Raw genomic sequence first — 16,727 nt, 5'->3', positions numbered from 1 at the left:
TCCACTGAAACGCCTGCTCAGCGTGTTTTCAACTCGAAAGAGCTGTCGGGGGTGCTCGTTACAGTCCCTGTCATGGCAGAACGGCAGCTCGATGAGGTCCTGGACATGGATTCAATCGCCCCGGCGGGTGGTGTGGCGGTGTTTCCGGACCTGTCGGGCGAGGTCGCCGCTCGAATCGAACGGTCGATGGCGTCGGCACGGTCTGCTGCTACCCGCCGCGCCTACGATTCGGCGTGGCGACGCTTCGAGACCTGGTGCACCGCCGCCGGACACATCCCGTTGCCGGCCCACCCCGCGACCGTGGCCGCATACCTCGTTGCGGCGGCCGACACTGTCACCGTCGAGGGGACGCGGACGTATGCGCCGGCGACACTGAGCAAATGGGTCGCGGCGGTCGCGGACCGCCACCGCGCTACCGGCCACGACAACCCGTGCGGGCACGAGATGGTGCGCGCGACCCTTGCAGGTATCCGGCGGGATTACGCGTCTGCGGGGGAGCGGCCCCGCAAACCGCGCGCACCGCTGCTGACCGCTGACATCACTACGATCGTCGATCACGCGCGTCGCAGCGCGGTCGGGTGGGCGACGCAGGTGCTCGAACGCCGCGACACTGCGCTGCTTCTGATGGGCTACACCGGCGCATTCCGCCGCAGCGAACTCGTTGACCTCGAATGCCGTGATGTCCGCCGTGACCGCCTCGACGGCGCCCACGTACGGATCTGGAAGTCCAAGACCGACCAGGACGGCACCGGCACCGTAAAGGCACTCCCGTTCACCGATCGGCACGAATCCTGCCCGGTCTGTGCATGGGTGCGCTGGTTGCAGATCGTCGCCGCGTTCGACACCGGCGGAAGAGTCGCCATCATTCGGTTACTGACCCGCGCAGCAGAATTCGACTCCCATCTCTGCCGCGGCACCCTGCCCACTGCCGACAAACTTTCGCCGCTGTTCCGGTCCATCCGCAAGAACGGCAACCTCTCCGACACCGCCCTGTCCGGGGCTGCGGTCCATGCGGCGATCCGCCGCCGCGCCGCTCGGGCCGGCTACGACCCCGAGACCGTCGCGCAGCTCGGCGGGCATTCTCTGCGTGCAGGATTCGTCACCCAAGCTTTCCGCAACGGATCCGACGCACATGCGATCATGCGCCAAACCGGGCACGCCACACCCGGCATGGTCGAGATCTATGCCCGCGAGCACGCGCCGCTGATCGGCAATGCCGTGAACGACCTCGGCCTGTGACCGGGCAACCGAGCGGAATTGCGTCCGATGCAACGGCGCGTGCTCGGCCGCCGATGTCGCCGCATCCCGTTGCAGCAGTGCGTGAGAGGCACACCTGGATCTTGTTCGAGGATTGGTGCGCCGCCCACGAGCAGTCCGCTCTTCCGGCGACACCGCAGCTGCTGGCACAGTTTCTGTACGCACATCCCGCGGCCACCGCGACACAGCAGCGGCGTATCGCGGTCATCGGCGCAGTGCACCGCCGGCACGATCTCGCGGCACCTGGTTGCAGCGACACTGTCCGCGCTGCTGTCGACTCTGCGCGGTCCGCGCGGATCGACGAACTCGCAGTCCGGCTTGCTGTGGTGATCGCGCAGCTACCCGCGGCCGGGTGGCCAGCAGCACTGTTCGCCCGCCGCGACGCCCTGATCCTGACCCTGGCCGCCACCGGCCTGCCTTACTCACAACTGGCAGCCCTCCGAGTCTGCGACGTTGCCGTCGATCCGGTGGTCGATGCGCTGCACGTCGAGACCGTCGACGGGACCCGGGCATCGACACCGGCGGCCCTGATCGATGCAGGTGTGTCCCCGGCGATGGTGTATCGGCGGTGGATCGAAGTCCTGGGCTTCTCCGACCGGTATCTCAACACCCGCATACTCGCCGAGCTGATGACCCGCGGCGACGGCACCGAACTCGCCGGCTACGACACCCGCATCAGCCCGGCCGAGAGGCGACCTTTGCTGACCCCGATCGACCGATGGGGACACACGCCGCTGACCGCGACAGCACTGTCCGCGCGCGCGATCGCGGACATCGCAGCAGTGCACCTGCGCGGCGGCGCGTCGGTACACCGACTCCCGGACAAGCAGGTCAGGTCCGCGGCGGCGGAGCATTCAGATGAGGCAACGATTGGGGAGCCGCTCGGTTCGGCCTATCACCAACGAGGGATCGACGCCCGCAAAAATGCTCATACCACCCTGACCGAGGCCCTCTCGATCCTCGATGACGTCGAGGATCGGGCCGACCGGCTCGTGGCCGATCTCCTCAGGCTCGTAGAGACCGCACCGACCGTCGATTGAACCGAACATCGACTTCCGAGGACTCATTGGATCGCACCCTTTCCAGATATACGGGGCGGGGGTATGGTCCAACAGGACCACTGGATACCCCCCAGGGGTATGCTGAACACGACGAAGGAGCTACATGATCATCACGAACTACCGTGTCACCGGCATGACCTGCGGGCACTGCGAAGCATCGGTCCGCGAGGAAGTCGGCGCCGTGGACGGAGTGGACGCCGTCGAGGTATCTGTGGCGGCGGGAACACTGACAGTGACAGCGGGTGTCGTACTCGACCATGCTCAGGTCATCGCCGCAGTCCGCGACGCTGGATACACGGCCGAACCACAACCTGCAGACCCACGCACGGCGTAGCCACCGAACTCGGTGGATGGAAGGACCTCTCGCGATGAAAAACCACATACCTCAGGGCGTCGACCCGACACACACGGACCACGAGAATCCGGTACAACACAGCAGCGGTGATGCCGCTGATCAGAGGCACACCGCAGCAGCCGCAGGTGAGCCTCACGGCCCGTCCGCTCACAGCTCGGCTCACTCGGCTCACTCGGCGCATGACGAGCACGGCGACCATGCTGGGCACGGTGGTCACACCGGAGGACACGGGGACCACGTCGGCATGTTCCGGCGCCTGTTCTGGATCATGGTTGTTCTGGCCGTCCCGGTCATCGTCGCCTCACACATGTTTTCCATGCTCGTCGGATACTCGCTACCCGACGCGGCCTGGATCGCCTGGATCTCCCCGGTGGTGGGCACCGTGATGTTCGCCTGGGGCGGGTCCCCGTTCCTCACCGGTGCAGTGAGCGAAATACGCTCGCGCGCACCGGGAATGATGCTGCTCATCGCACTGGCAATTACCGTCGCATTCGTCTCCTCGATGGGAGCGAGTCTCGGCATCCTCGATGATCAACTCGACTTCTGGTGGGAACTGGCCCTGCTGATCGTGATCATGTTGCTCGGGCACTGGATCGAAATGCGCTCACTCGCGCAGACCACCTCCGCCCTGGACTCCCTGGCAGCGTTGCTCCCCGACACCGCCGAACGCGTCGACGGCGACGACGTGGTGCCGGTATCGCCGGACCAGCTCGAGCTCGGCGACGTCGTCGTCGTCCGTCCCGGCGGACGGGTGCCCGTCGACGGCACCATCGTCTCCGGATCGGCGAGCATGGACGAATCGATGATCACCGGAGAATCACGGACCGTCCGGCGCAACGACGGCGACAAGGTCGTCGCCGGGACAGTGGCTACCGACTCCGGTATCCGGGTCCAGGTCACCGCGGTAGGGGACGACACCGCCCTCGCCGGAATAGGCCGCCTCGTCGCCGACGCCCAAAACTCGACATCGAAGGCCCAACGCATCGCAGACACCGCCGCAGGATGGTTGTTCTGGTTCGCTCTCGGATCCGCGATCATCACCGCCGCCGCGTGGACACTGTTGGGGATCCCCGACGACGCCGTCATCCGGACGATCACCGTGTTGGTCATCGCGTGCCCGCACGCCCTCGGCCTGGCGATCCCGCTGGTGGTCTCCATCGCCACCGAACGAGCCGCCCGCGGAGGGGTCCTGGTCAAAGACCGCCTCGCACTCGAAACCATGCGGACCGTGGACACCGTGTTGTTCGACAAGACCGGCACCCTCACCAAAGGCGAACCCACCGTCACCTCGATCGAGGTGACAGACGGGCGCACCGCCGACGACGTCCTTGCGCTGGCCGCGGCGGCCGAGGCCGATTCCGAGCACCCGCTGGCCCGCGCCATCGTCGACGCTGCACGAACGCGGAACCTGACCGTCCCGTCGGCCACCGACTTCCAGTCGTCCCCCGCGATCGGGGTCTCCGCGGACGTCGACGGCACCACAATCCAGGTCGGAGGACCAGCACTGCTCGACCAGGAACACGCGACCGAACTTGCTGTCGCCGACCAATGGCGCAGTGACGGGGCGATCATCCTGCACGTCCTCGCCGGCGGCACCGTCATCGGTGCACTGGCCCTCGCCGACGAGATCCGGCCGGAATCACGTGTCGCAATCGACGACCTTCACGCCCGCGGTGTCACGGTGGTCATGATCACCGGAGACGCCGACGCCGTCGCGAAATCCGTGGCCACCGAACTCGGGGTGGACCGCTACTTCGCCGGGGTGAAACCAGAAGACAAGTCCCGCAACGTCGCTTCACTGCAACAGGAAGGGCGCACCGTGGCGATGGTCGGCGACGGAGTCAACGACGCACCGGCTTTGGCGCAAGCCGATGTCGGCATCGCGATCGGCGCGGGCACCGACGTGGCGATCGCCTCGGCCGGGGTGATCCTGGCCAGCGACGACCCACGGTCGGTGCTGTCGGTGATCGAACTCTCCCGCGCCTCCTACCGAAAGATGAAGCAGAACCTGTGGTGGGCAGCGGGATACAACCTGATTTCCGTTCCACTCGCGGCAGGGGTGTTGGCGCCGGTCGGGTTCGTGCTCCCCATGTCGATCGGCGCGATCCTGATGTCGCTGTCGACGATCATCGTCGCCGCCAACGCGCAATTGCTGCGTCGACTCGATCTCACGCCCGACGCCATTACCGGCACCCTGAGCGAGGGAAGCCGGGACTCCGAGGCGCAGTCCAGGCAGATCTCACAGAGCTGAGAACTCGGGATCTTCACACTGCTCGAATAACCAGCCACAGTCAAAACAAGGCCGCACCCCTCCTCTGGAGAGGGGTGCGGCCTTGTCTTGGTAAAAACCATGTCAGCCGAGCAGGCCCTGCATGGTCTCGATCTCCTGCTGCTGAGAGGTGACGATCGTGCGGGCCATTTCCTGCGCGTCAGGGTTGGAACCGCCGGAGATTTCGGTGTTCGCCATCTCGATCGCACCTGTGTGATGGGCGATCATCATCGTCAGCCACTGGCGATCGAATTCAGGTCCTGACGACGCCATCAGTGCGTCCATGTCCTGTTGGGTCATCATGCCGCTGCCGGAGCTGTGGTTCATTCCGCTCATCGCACCCATGTCGGCCGTGGGTGCGGGCTGACCCCATTCGGCGAGCCATGCCGTCATCTGATCCATCTCCGGCTGCTGCGCGGCGTCGATTTCCGCAGCCAAGGCCAGTACGTCGGGGTTGTCGGTGCGGCCCTGTGCCATCTCAGCCATCTGGACTGCTTGGGCGTGGTGTGGGTACATCATCTGCGCGAACATCACGTCGGCATCGTTGAACTGCGCCGAGGCAGTCGCCCGGGTCGACGACATCGGCGTCGATGAGGACGAGCTCATCGACTGCCCGTCCATCGGGGAATCGGCCGAGTCGTTGCTACAGCCGGCGACGATCAATACGCTCGCGGCGGCAGCGGTGAGGGAGACCAAAACTTTGGTACGCATGTGCAAACTCCTTGCAAGGGTGGTTAATACAGGAAACCGAACGTGTATCGATCCGCCGATAGACGTGCGTCTACCGGACTCCCTGTCACACTCGCAAGGTCACCGATCTGTCCAACTCCCACAGCGTCCACGGCGGTGCGCGCTCCAAGGTGGAGTCGACCTTTCGGCCGAGTCGATCCGCTGAGATCGGTGCCAGGTCGATCTCGCCGCTCACCGCCGGTGCCGTCAATGCAGTCCACGACACCGTCGTGCCTACACAGGGGTGCATCATCTGATGCGCGGATGGGCAGTGGTGTTCCCCGAACGCCACCGGGGCCGAACTCCCGTCAGTGGCCGTCGACGTCATCGCGGCGGCGCGGCCACCGCTCATCGAGGTCGACATGGACATCGGAGCAGTCGGTGTCACCGAATGCATCAGCAGCACCCCGAAGGCCGTCAACGCGATCAGCACCCCGGTCGCCGAGACTGTGCCCCATCGACCGCGCCGGGTTGCTGAGTGCATGACGTCGACGATAGCAAGACATACCCCCTAGGGGTAGCGCCTTAGGGGTCGGGAGGCTCGGGACGTAAAGGTTCCGAACTTGCGCTCGACACCGCCGACGTGGTCCTGGTGCGCGACGACCTCGCAACCTTGTCGTCGGTGATCGAGCTGTCGCGGCGTGCGCATCGAATCGTAGTGGCGAATCTCGCGATAGCAGCGACCTTCATCGTGGTCCTTGTCGCATGGGACCTGTTCTGGACCCTTCCGTTGCCGATCGGAGTAGCCGGGCACGAGAGCTCCACCGTCCTCGTCGCGCTCAACGGCATGCGCCTGCTGTCCTCCCGCAGTTGGCAGCGCAGTACATCGGGTTCGGTGCTGTAACTTCGTTAACCACAGCTGGTTTCGATTGGACCTACTTCGTAAACGTGCGCTGGGGATGTAACGGCGTGCAGAAGGCAGTGCACATGACTTCTGAAACAGTGCAGTCGACTTCTGAAACTGACATCCTGGCCACCCTATTGCCCGGAGACACCTTGTGCGTGTGGAGGCTCGACCGGCTCGGTCGCAACCTCCCGCACTTGATCGAACTCGTGACCGAGCTGAAATCCAGGGGAGTGGGGTTCGCATCGGTCACCGAACAGATCGACACTGCCACCGCCGGAGGCGAACTCATCTTTCACATCTTCGGTGCCCTCGCCTCGTTCGAGCGGCAGCTGCTCCGCGAACGCACGAACGCTGGCCTCGCCGCCGCGCGCGAACGCGGCAAGATCGGTGGCCGGCCACCTGCACTGTCGACTGCCAAGAAGCGTGAAGCCACCCGAATGCGCAACCAGGGCAGCACCATCGGCGACATAGCTGAAGTCCTCGGAGTGAGTCGGCGAACCCTGTACCGCCATTTTGCGCAATCCTAGAGCTGCGCGGAAAGCTACGCGGTTGGCACTCCCGCTCCGACCTCGACGGAATCACTCGCCGGTGCCGCCTCACGTTGCGCCTGAGCGCTGGCCAGATCACGGGCCTCGAGTACGTTCAGATCTTCGCCGGCCTCGTTCTTCCAGCTGATGCGGCCGTTGTTGCTTCCACCGACGAGCACTGCACCGGCAGCGGATGGACTGTCGAAGAGCTCGTCGTCGCGAAATATGAAAGCGCCATCTTCGATCGTCGCGCGGCCGCTGGCGATGAGCGACTCGCGGGTAGTCCGGACGCGCTCGGTAGCTGCGCCACGTAGATCCGGTCGTCCACGAGAACCTCGTTGTACAACAATGCCTTCGGAAGTCAGGTACCCCTGCGCGTCGCATCCGGACTCACGGAAGAACAGAGGCTGGTTTGGCGATTCTTGACCTGCTCTAGATTCACCCTTCGTTGGACGGATCGAATCGAGGATCGGTGCGCCGAGGGTGGTCAGCAGGACGGAGATCGTGTCCAAGAATTCGTGGCAATCCGCCTCGAGCGGAGCTGGCGTGAACGGGTTGCTCGCGTCGTTGCCATTGGTCAGCGTGTATCGGTCTGCGCGTTGGGCGGTTCGGATCGACAACCACTCCAGGTAGGAGACGTGCGTGGAGGTCCATTCGTTGGTCAACGACACTGCAACCATCGCGCGGGTCCAATTCTTCTCGCCGTGCTCACCTAAGCGTTTACCGACGTTCCCGGTCTGGCCGATGTACGCGGTCCGCTCGTCATCGCTACCTCCGAACAGGTAGTACACCCCGACCTGCGTCGATGCCGGGAGCTTCGCAAATTCGCTCAGCAGCGATCGCGGGATATCGAAGACCCGGACAGTCCTAGTGGTCAGGCTCGCGACCCGAATACCGGCGGGATCCCCACCGGGTAGATAGATCTGGATGGTCTGAGCCCGGACCATCAAGCAGCCTTCTCGATGTCGAGTTCGCGAACGATGCGCATGGTCTCGACGGCGACGGTGGTGACTTTCTTGATCAGTTCGACTATGTAGGTGGGGTCGTCGTGCTCGTCGCACCACAAGTTCGGATCGTTCACGATGCCCGATGGCTTATCGGTCTTGACCTGGTAACGGTCGATGACCCATGCCAGCGCTGACCTCGCCCCGAGCATGTACTCCTCGGCCTCTAGTGGAATTCCGGTGATAGTCACCTTCGAGTTGTAGACAATTGCGGTGTGGTCGGACTTGCTGCGCCACTTCATCTTCTGCACCCGCCACGTCTCGCGCTCGTGTTCGTCGACCCCAGCCCTAATTTCGACATCGAGTGGGTAAGGGGCGACGTCCTCGTACTGCATATGAAGGGTGCCGAGCTGCTCGCCGGCGTCGGCGAGCTGCGTGAAGCGCCCCAAGCTTTCAGGGGTGGGGATGTGAGGGAGCATTTTCTTCAGATCCGCCGCGTATGTTTCCCGGTAGCCGGGGACGTGCAACTGCCCGTACACCGACCAAAAGATCTGGTCCCTGGTCACGGAAGAGCCCAGTGCGGTCCGATAGACATCAAGTATCTCATCGGTGATGTTGTCGACCCGCCGGTAGCCCCCTTCTTGCTCACTCGGACTATCAGCAGTCGAATCGAAATCGAGAACGCCGTCGATGGGAGGCCCCACGTTCTCATAGGTATAGCGCGGGAAAAACTGTGAGCTTCCAAAACCCCAAAATGACAAGTCCGGGATCATGCCTACGGCGAGAACCGAGAATGGCTTGTCGGATCCAGCTGCAACAAGATGGAGTCCGTAGTTGGTGTGCAGACCCGTTGGAAACATAGTCGGGAGCAAGCCGCGGCGATGGTTCAAAACCGGATCGAAGTAGAGGTTTGTTCTGTTGAACGGTCTATAAGCGGCTTCAACTGCCTGGCTGGAGTCAAACATCACCGGCAAACCGCGCACGAGGTGCCGCTTGAGGCTGTCGGACCATTTGATCGCTGTTGTGGTGTTCTGCGAGCCAAACAAGAACTGGTCGATGTCTCCGGCAGCGCTTGGTTTTCCGTCGGCTGAACGCTGTTGTTCATATGCCGCTAGAACGTCGGAGTATGCGATGGCTGCAGCTGTGACATTCGCAAACAGTGCTGACCGTGAGAAGTTGTAGACGGTGGCATCACGTGCCGTCAAGAGAGCGTAGGCGTAAGTCGCAAATATTGGCGACGAATCGGATTGGGTCTTCGTTCCAATGACAGGCCAGGAACCAAAGGCATCGTCCCTCTGGGTTATCCAGTCGCCGTAGCTATTTGGCGATATTTCTCGCCATTCCGTGTTGCTTATGGTGCTTACTTCGGCAATGTGAAGTTTCTCTTCCCGATCCAGGTAATCGCCGATGTCGCGATAGTGAATCTGGGCGGGCCCGGAGTGTGCGGCATCCTTGACGCCGACGAAAATGACTATGGTGGAACGGCTCCCGGAGCCGAATACCTTGCCACCTTCCTTAGAAGAGAGTTCACCGGCTGCGCGTTGGTTGCCGCGAAGGTTGTAGATCCACAGGTGGGCGAATTCGTCAGCGAAGCTCAAGCGGACTCCGTCGGCAGTGTTGCCGTCGACCCACCCTCCAGCCGACACGAACGCAACGATGCCTTGGTCGCCGACGCGGTCGGTGGCCCACCGGTAGGCGCGGTAGTAGGAGTTGTACAGGCTGTTCTTGTTTGTCGCTGTTGACCGTCCGGCGTAGGTCGCGGCAATACGTGCGTCGAGGGTTGGATAGCTCAGGTTCGCGTTGTCGTCGTTCGCGCTGTCCTGGCCCTTCGAATAGGGAGGGTTACCGACAATGACGTTGATCGGAGCTTCCTGCTGACGTATGACGCGGTCGTTGTTCTGCGGGAACATGATCGCGTCCATGGTGTCACCGTTTTCGGACATCTGGAAGGTATCGGTGAGGACAATTCCCTCGAACGACTCGTACTGTCCCTCTTCGCCGCTGGGCGTAGTAAGAGCGTGGTAGGTGGTCTCGATGTTGACCGCGGCGATGTAGTACGCGAGAAGCATGATCTCGTTGGCGTGCAGCTCGTCCCGGTATTTACGCGAGAGGTCGTCGGGGAGGATCAGCCCGGATTGCAGGAGCCGAGTGAGGAAAGTGCCGGTGCCTGTGAACGGGTCGAGGATATGGACGCCGGTGTCGGTGAGGCCCTTGCCGAAATGCTCCTTCGAGACGTGGTCTGCGGCCCGGAGGATGAAGTCGACGATCTCCACGGGTGTGTAGACGATGCCCAGCGCATCGGACTGCTTCTTGAACGCGACGCGGAAGAATCGCTCGTACAGCTCGGCGATGACCTGCTGCTTGCCTTCAGCGCTGGTCACTTCCGAGGCCCGAACGCGGACGGAGTCGTAGAACGAGTCGAGGCCGGCGGTCTCCGATTCGAGGTTGGCGTCGCCGAGAGTGTCGAGCATCTGCTGCATGACGATGGAAACGGGGTTGTGCGCCGCGAAGTCGTGGCCGGCGAACAGGGCATCGAACACCGGTTTGGTGATCAGGTGTTGGCTGAGCATGCTGATCGCGTCGTCACGGCCGATGGAGTCGTTGAGGTTGTCGCGTAGCCCGGTAAGGAACTTCTCGAACTGCTTGGCTGTCTCTGGCGAGGCACCGATGAGAAGGGCGTTGATGCGGGCGATCTGGGCGGCGGCGATGTCGGCGACGTCGGCTGCCCACTGTTCCCAGTAGACGCGGGTCCCAACCTTATCGACGATGCGGGCGTAGATCGCTTCCTGCCACTCCGAGAGTGCGAACAACGCCATCTGCGACGCCACCCCACCAGTTCCACCTTCGCCACTCTCAGGCTTCGGATCCGTGCCCGGGGTGGGGCGTCCGTCGCCGATCGTTTCATCGGAGTCGGTGGTCGGGCCGATGTGTCCGCCGAGCAGGCGATCATTACCCTGACCGGCCTTGGCTTGTTTCGTGGTGGCGTTGAGAGCGATGGAGTTGACCATCGCGTTGAACCGATCATCATGCGCTCGTAGAGCGTTGAGCACCTGCCACACCACCTTGAAACGGCGGTTGTCAGCGAGGGCCTGCGACGGTGACACTCCGGCGGGCACGGCGACGGGCAGGATGATGTACCCGTAGTCCTTGCCTGGCGAGAGGCGCATGACGCGTCCTACGGACTGGACGACGTCGACGACGGAGTTGCGGGGGTGCAGGAACAACACGGCATCGAGAGCCGGAACGTCGACGCCCTCGGACAGGCAGCGTGCGTTGGACAGGATCCGGCATTCACCCTCGGGGACGGGCGCTTTGAGCCAGGACAGTTGCTCGTTGCGCTTGAGAGCATTGAAAGTGCCGTCGACGTGGCGTGCGGAGACGACGAGGTCACGGTTGGTGGCGTCGACCTGTTCGCCGTCGTTCTCGTTCTCGTCGAGGAGGGCGCGATAGGCGTCGACGACGTCGGGGAACACTTCGGCGACCTGCTTGGAGGCGGCGATGTCCTTGGCGAACGCGACCGCCCGCTTCATCGGAGGTGCCCCGATAGCGAACCCATCGCCGTCGGGGGAGCGGCCTGCGCGCTTCGCGAGACCGTTCCAGCAGCCGACGATCTTGGAGGCGTCGTCGAGTTGGAGTTCGGAGTAGGTTCCGGCGAGCTGTTTCTGCATAGGGGCGGCGACGAGGTCCTCGTCGACGGTGAGCACGATGACCTTGTAGTCGGTGAGCAGCCCCCGTTCGACGGCGTCACCGAAGGACAATCGGTGCAGCTCGGGGCCGAAGATGTCGACATCGTCCATGGACGACAACTCGGCGGAGTGGTCGGCGGCCTTCTCCTTGACTGCGTCGTCGAAGATCCGCGGTGTTGCCGTCATGTACAGCCGCCGTGACGCTTTCAAGAACTCGGCGTCGTGGACGCGGACGAAGTTCGATTCGTCCGCACCGGCGACGGTGACACCGGTGGTGCGGTGTGCTTCGTCGCAGATCACCAGATCGAACGCATCCACCCCCATGCCTTGCGCCGCAGCGACCGTCGGCAGGGACTGGTAGGTGGTGAACACCACAGTCAGTCCCTTGGAGCGTTTCCGGTGCGCCATGTGCGATGCGAGGTTGTCGGGGTCGGTGGTCACCGGGATCGCGACGTCGACGGTGCTGTAGTCCTCGGCGGAGCGGGAGACCTTCGAATCCGAGCACACCGCGAACGCGCGAATGTCGAGCTGGGTTTGAGCGGTCCACTCTCGAAGTGTCTGCGAAAGCAAGGAGATGGAAGGGACCGCGAACAAGATGCGTGCACTGCCGCCGGCCTCGGCAGCCGTGCGTTCGGCGATCTTCAGAGCGGTGAACGTCTTTCCCGTTCCGCAGGCCATGATCAGTTTCCCGCGGTCGTTGCCGGCGGAGAACCCGGCGAAGACCGCGTCGATCGCCTCGACCTGGTGCGGGCGGGGCTCGTTGCGGACCGCTTCACTCAACTCGACCGTCAGCTCACCCTGCGGCCATGCGATGTCCCAGTCGATCGGGGCCTCGGCGATCTCGGCCAGACCGATCCGTTGGACAGGGATGGTCTGGTGATTGATCGCGTCTTCGGCGTTCTTTCCCCACCGGTCGGTGGTGGAGATGATCACGCGGTTGGTGAACGACCGATCCCCATCGGCGGTGGGAAATGTTTGTCCCGAGGCGGTGAAAAACGAATCGAGATCGCCTTTGCTCAACGTGGTGGTCGGTTCGTAGAACTTGCACTGGATCGCGGCGTAGTCGCCGGTGTCGCGTTCGCGGGCGACCAGGTCGATGCCGGTGTCGGCCTTACCTTGACGGTCGGGCCAGTCGATCCACCGCCACACCTGCTCGTACTGCTGCGACAGCGTCGGATCGAGCTCGAAGTATCGAACCATCAGCTGCTCGAACTTGGTGCCCCGCTCCGAATTCGACGGCTCACCACGGAACGCTTCGATAACCTCGTGCACACTCGCCATGACCTACCGAAACCACCTCAACGTCGGGGACGATCAGACCGAGTATGCCGCTTACATCGACGACAACCGCCATCCACGAGGACTCTTCGGCGTTTCGGTCACTGAAGAGGTCGTGGCCCAGCAGAGTCTCCCGGGTAGAGCCGCAGACGCGGAAAGCTCCGGTGTCGCATCCTCGAGTGCAAAGGGGCGTGCCGCCACGAAGCCTGCACGGTCGAAGTCAGGATTGTTCGCGCGCCGCAGCCTGGACAACACTGGCGAGTCCGGAGAACGAACATTCGACGGGATCGTGTGAGAGCAGACTGCTCAACACAATCGACTTCTGCTCCCCGAACGTGGAGTTGAGGCGCTGGGTGGACATCACGTAGAAGTCCCAGTGGTCTAGGTCGAGCGGGTCGGCGGTGGCCCGATCGGTCTGTTTGAAGACACAGAAGACGTATACGTCGGCCTGCCGCTTCCGTTGCGCGGCAATTGTGTTCGTCGTCGCGTCCCAGCCGTTCGTCGGCTGGATCCCGAAGCTGATCGTCGACAACCTCTCCTGCTTCCAACTTTGCAGGTAGGCAGACGATTTCACCTCGACGCGAATTCCCCCTTCGGTCAGTAGATCAGAAGCATCCCACTCCACTCGGACTCCATCGGCTACGCATCCGAGTGCGAGTCCGACAATGTATTCGGCGAGAACACCGCGTTGGGCGTTACCGATGAGATCCGAGCACGCCCAACGCCAGAACTGGCGAAGGTCCGATCCGATCGACTGACCTTGCTGTGTGAAGGGCTCGTCGCCAGTCTTCGGTGCTGTCACGAGTGGGTCGCGGTGGTTCGTGAGCTCGATCGACGAGCATTCGTCCACCTCGGCCGCATACCGGGTCCCGTGGTGGTCGTGCAGCATCGCACTCGATGGGTCGAGATGCCGATGAACTCGAAATCGATGGCCATGAAAATTCTCCCTCGATCGGACAGGTGAACGGAACTAGCTCTTCCGAGGTCTACTCATGTGCCGCCAGATCGAGTGGTCGAGTGCCGACACCGGCATGTCCATCCGCCTCGCAGCGTCGGTCACCAGCCGTGAGACTTCTTCGCTCCCGGGTCTACGGCCCAACGCCTCCACCACGAATCGAGTGACGAGAGTGTCGGCTTTGACGCCGTCGTGGCCGACCAGCATGAGGAAGTAGTCCCACGTCACCGGGCCCAAGCCGCGAGTTCCGCAGTACGCGGCTCGCTGCGCTGCCGAGTCCCGATCGATGTCGGATGCGTGGCGCGCGCCCGACGCTGCGAGCCGGCCGGCAGCAGAGACGATCGCCTCGGCCTTCGGCACACCCCCGGTCTTCTGCTTGTTGCCGAGCACCGTCTGAAGCCACCGCGGGTCGGCCTCGCCCAGTACACCGAGGTCGTCCCAACTTTGCCTGCCGGACTCGGCCTTGTACCGCTTGATCGCGCCGCGTACGCCCGTGTCGGCAGAGACTCCGTAGACCGCTCTGATCGACAGGACCGCATCGATCAACGCCAGTTCCACATGCCCCGGCCATCCGTCCGGGGCAGCGTGCATCTCAGTGATCTCAGCCGTGAGGTACTCGACGAGCACCTCGACATCGCCTGCGTCCGTCGTCGCCATTACGGTGGATCCCTTCTGGGTCGATGAGAGCGGACGTTACCGGCCACCGCCGACCCATTTGCACAGAACTCGTCCTCGACGACCACAGTTCGTCGTACGGGCGAGGGTAAGGCAGGCGACACACCTCCCGGTGCTGCCTGCGACAGTCAGGCGCACGGTCGACTATCCGCGGATGAGGATCTCGATGGCGTCGACGTCATACGTCTTCGCCAGACCGGCCTTCGCATAGTTGTATCTATAGTTATCCGCATTGCACCTGTGGTCGCCCTTGACGGCACCGTCCCGGCGTCCGAGTCGGCATCGGAAAAGACACGTTATCGGGTACACGACCACGGCGATTCTGAGCTACCTTCACAACCGTGAGCAGCAAGGACGCTACCCGTCGGAACAGAATGCCCTGCGTCGACGCGTGGCCGCAACACTGATCAGCCTTGTATTGGTGATCGGCGCTGTCGCTGCTGCCCCCAAAACATGGGCGGTACTGGTAATCGAAATACCCGCTGCATGGTCCTGGTACCTGACCCAGAACATCACCCCCGGCCACGGAACCATTATCGGCGGCACCTTCGTCTGCGTCGCAGCACTCATCGCCTACACAGGCACCCACCTTAGCCGGCGAAGTACCGAACGCATCGCCAACAACAACAACAACCTTGCCGACAACCAAGAACTGCGTCGCCGCTTCGTCACCACCACAGCACAATTCGCCGATCCATCGCCCGAAGTCAGACTCGCTGGCGTCTACGCCCTCGAAGCACTCACCGACGACTGGATCGACCGAGGCAAATACACCGACGCCCAAATCTGCATCAACTACCTCTGCAGCTACCTCACCCGTCCCTACACACCACCCACCGAACACCCCCACCTTCGCCAAACCGTCGTCACATCCGACGCAGCTACCCACATCGAACGCACCTACCAGCACCCCCGCGACGACCTCACCGTCCGCCAAGCCATCACACGCACCATCGTCACCCACCTAAAACCCGACCACCACCACAACTGGAGCAGATACAACTACGACCTCACCGGCGCGTACTTCCACAACGCCGACTTCACCGACGCCCATTTCTGCGGCAACACCACCTTCGGCAAAGCTCAGTTCCACGGCGACCGGACGACGTTCCACCGGGCGCAGTTCCATAGTGACTGGACGTCGTTCGTTGAGGCGCAGTTCCGCAGTGACTGGACGTCGTTCGTTGAGGCGCAGTTCCGCGGTGGCTTGACTTCGTTCGGTGAGGCGCAGTTCCACGGCGACTGGACGTCGTTCGGTATGGCGGAGTTCCGCAGTAAGAGAGTGACGTCGTTCGGTGAGGCGCAGTTCCACGGCGACTGGACGTCGTTCGGCCTGGCGCAGTTCCGCGGCGGCTGGACGTCGTTCGGCAAGGCGCAGTTCCACGGTGACGGGACGACGTTCTACAAGTCGCAGTTCCGCAGTAAGAAACAGACGTCGTTCGACGAGGCGCAGTTCCGCAGTAAGAAACAGACGTCGTTCGACGAGGCGCAGTTCCACGGTGACTGGACGACGTTCTACAAGGCGCAGTTCCGCGGTGACCAGACGACGTTCTACAAGGCGTCCTTCCAAGGTGCGGAGACGTCGTTCTACTCACCGGGAGCGTGGAACAACGTGTACTTCGACTGGGACACCGAAATCCCCTGCACCGCCGAAGGAATCAAACCGGACAACGTCAAACCCCACGACTGGCCACCCCCCGTCTTGGAGCCGATGCCCTAGCGCTACCGCGACACCGAGTGGGGCGGATCTCCGTCGCTCCCACGCAAGCACCCTTTTGTTGGAGTGTGGGGTTGCATTCTCGCATTCCGCCTGGCGGCGGTGCCGCGGAACAGCAGGCAGAAGTCGGGGCGCAGTAGCCGCGATCCCGAGCCGCGCCCCCTATTGCGGGGCACGGACCGGGCCACCTGCGGTGTCCACCTAATCGAACTCCGCTGCGCTCCGTCCTGTGAAAAAAGCAATTTCTTTCGCACATCTGGCTCTCTCCGAGCATGCGTCACCCTGGCGCGTCTTACCCACCCTTGACTCCGCGATGCTCCGGCCCTTCGGGCTCCAGAAACTTTTCAAAGCGCCTGCGGCTGAAAACTTTCCGTCCCAGGGGCAGGACGCCGTTCCATGCCGCCGCCTTCTCTCCCCAAGCCAGATG

Annotated in this window: 12 protein-coding genes and 1 pseudogene; 7 read left to right on the top strand and 6 right to left on the bottom strand. The window is 63.1% G+C overall.

Annotation, left to right across the window (positions count from 1 at the left end):
- The first annotated feature begins 72 nt into the window (after window positions 1-72).
- From RHODMAR_RS26525 to RHODMAR_RS26510, 4 genes are all read left to right on the top strand, one after another.
- Window positions 73-1,239: a tyrosine-type recombinase/integrase gene (locus tag RHODMAR_RS26525; protein ID WP_042940502.1), complete on the top strand. Its 1,167-nt coding sequence runs from the start codon at window positions 73-75 to the stop codon at window positions 1,237-1,239.
- Window positions 1,236-2,297 (top strand): hypothetical protein, encoded by a 1,062-nt coding sequence (locus RHODMAR_RS26520; protein WP_008720923.1) that lies wholly within the window; start codon window positions 1,236-1,238, stop codon window positions 2,295-2,297. Before RHODMAR_RS26525 ends, RHODMAR_RS26520 begins: the two co-directional genes overlap by 4 nt.
- A gap of 124 nt (window positions 2,298-2,421) precedes the next feature.
- Window positions 2,422-2,652 carry a heavy-metal-associated domain-containing protein gene (locus RHODMAR_RS26515; RefSeq protein ID WP_008720922.1) on the top strand — a complete coding sequence of 77 codons (231 nt, stop codon included), beginning with the start codon at window positions 2,422-2,424 and terminating at the stop codon, window positions 2,650-2,652.
- A 34-nt stretch (window positions 2,653-2,686) separates the two neighbouring features.
- Window positions 2,687-4,924: a heavy metal translocating P-type ATPase gene (locus RHODMAR_RS26510; RefSeq protein ID WP_008720921.1), complete on the top strand. Its 2,238-nt coding sequence runs from the start codon at window positions 2,687-2,689 to the stop codon at window positions 4,922-4,924.
- A gap of 102 nt (window positions 4,925-5,026) precedes the next feature.
- Here the strand turns inward: RHODMAR_RS26510 and RHODMAR_RS26505 are convergent, their stop codons facing one another.
- Together RHODMAR_RS26505 and RHODMAR_RS26500 are read right to left on the bottom strand one after the other, a co-directional pair.
- Window positions 5,027-5,653 carry a DUF305 domain-containing protein gene (locus RHODMAR_RS26505; protein ID WP_008720920.1) on the bottom strand — a complete coding sequence of 209 codons (627 nt, stop codon included), beginning with the start codon at window positions 5,651-5,653 and terminating at the stop codon, window positions 5,027-5,029.
- Window positions 5,654-5,738: 85 nt separating this feature from the next.
- Window positions 5,739-6,155 (bottom strand): DUF6153 family protein, encoded by a 417-nt coding sequence (locus RHODMAR_RS26500; protein ID WP_042940501.1) that lies wholly within the window; start codon window positions 6,153-6,155, stop codon window positions 5,739-5,741.
- A gap of 60 nt (window positions 6,156-6,215) precedes the next feature.
- Here RHODMAR_RS26500 and RHODMAR_RS26495 point away from each other — a divergent pair.
- Both RHODMAR_RS26495 and RHODMAR_RS26490 read left to right on the top strand, forming a co-directional pair.
- Window positions 6,216-6,515: pseudogene (locus tag RHODMAR_RS26495) on the top strand (heavy metal translocating P-type ATPase); the annotation flags it as partial.
- An 83-nt stretch (window positions 6,516-6,598) separates the two neighbouring features.
- Window positions 6,599-7,045 carry a recombinase family protein gene (locus tag RHODMAR_RS26490; protein ID WP_157226256.1) on the top strand — a complete coding sequence of 149 codons (447 nt, stop codon included), beginning with the start codon at window positions 6,599-6,601 and terminating at the stop codon, window positions 7,043-7,045.
- A gap of 14 nt (window positions 7,046-7,059) precedes the next feature.
- Here the strand turns inward: RHODMAR_RS26490 and RHODMAR_RS26485 are convergent, their stop codons facing one another.
- From RHODMAR_RS26485 to RHODMAR_RS27295, 4 genes are all read right to left on the bottom strand, one after another.
- Window positions 7,060-7,992, bottom strand: a complete 933-nt coding sequence (locus tag RHODMAR_RS26485; RefSeq protein WP_008720918.1) for a GIY-YIG nuclease family protein — start codon at window positions 7,990-7,992, stop codon at window positions 7,060-7,062.
- On the bottom strand, window positions 7,992-12,956 hold the full coding sequence (locus RHODMAR_RS26480; RefSeq protein ID WP_008720917.1) for a DEAD/DEAH box helicase: 4,965 nt from the start codon (window positions 12,954-12,956) through the stop codon (window positions 7,992-7,994). Before RHODMAR_RS26480 ends, RHODMAR_RS26485 begins: the two co-directional genes overlap by 1 nt.
- 217 nt (window positions 12,957-13,173) lie before the next feature.
- A complete protein-coding gene (locus tag RHODMAR_RS26475) occupies window positions 13,174-13,755 on the bottom strand; it encodes a hypothetical protein (protein ID WP_232433771.1) in 582 nt (193 codons plus the stop codon).
- 168 nt (window positions 13,756-13,923) lie between these two features.
- Window positions 13,924-14,565 (bottom strand): hypothetical protein, encoded by a 642-nt coding sequence (locus RHODMAR_RS27295; protein ID WP_008720915.1) that lies wholly within the window; start codon window positions 14,563-14,565, stop codon window positions 13,924-13,926.
- Window positions 14,566-14,974: 409 nt separating this feature from the next.
- Between RHODMAR_RS27295 and RHODMAR_RS28550 the strand changes: the two genes are divergently transcribed.
- Window positions 14,975-16,303 carry a pentapeptide repeat-containing protein gene (locus RHODMAR_RS28550; RefSeq protein WP_008720914.1) on the top strand — a complete coding sequence of 443 codons (1,329 nt, stop codon included), beginning with the start codon at window positions 14,975-14,977 and terminating at the stop codon, window positions 16,301-16,303.
- The last annotated feature ends 424 nt before the right edge of the window (window positions 16,304-16,727 follow it).

This window comes from Rhodococcus sp. AW25M09, from assembly GCF_000333955.1.
Lineage (GTDB): Bacteria > Actinomycetota > Actinomycetes > Mycobacteriales > Mycobacteriaceae > Rhodococcoides.
The sequence above is the reverse complement of the archived record's forward strand: the minus strand, read 5'-3'. Positions and strand labels throughout refer to the sequence as shown.

Coding starts and splice junctions, on each gene's coding strand:
- RHODMAR_RS26525 (WP_042940502.1), top strand. CDS start 73: ATGGCAGAACGGCAGCTCGATGAGGTCCTGGACATGGATTCAATCGCC.
- RHODMAR_RS26515 (WP_008720922.1), top strand. CDS start 2,422: ATGATCATCACGAACTACCGTGTCACCGGCATGACCTGCGGGCACTGC.
- RHODMAR_RS26510 (WP_008720921.1), top strand. CDS start 2,687: ATGAAAAACCACATACCTCAGGGCGTCGACCCGACACACACGGACCAC.
- RHODMAR_RS26505 (WP_008720920.1), bottom strand. CDS start 5,653: ATGCGTACCAAAGTTTTGGTCTCCCTCACCGCTGCCGCCGCGAGCGTA.
- RHODMAR_RS26500 (WP_042940501.1), bottom strand. CDS start 6,155: ATGCACTCAGCAACCCGGCGCGGTCGATGGGGCACAGTCTCGGCGACC.
- RHODMAR_RS26490 (WP_157226256.1), top strand. CDS start 6,599: ATGACTTCTGAAACAGTGCAGTCGACTTCTGAAACTGACATCCTGGCC.
- RHODMAR_RS26485 (WP_008720918.1), bottom strand. CDS start 7,992: ATGGTCCGGGCTCAGACCATCCAGATCTATCTACCCGGTGGGGATCCC.
- RHODMAR_RS26480 (WP_008720917.1), bottom strand. CDS start 12,956: ATGGCGAGTGTGCACGAGGTTATCGAAGCGTTCCGTGGTGAGCCGTCG.
- RHODMAR_RS27295 (WP_008720915.1), bottom strand. CDS start 14,565: ATGGCGACGACGGACGCAGGCGATGTCGAGGTGCTCGTCGAGTACCTC.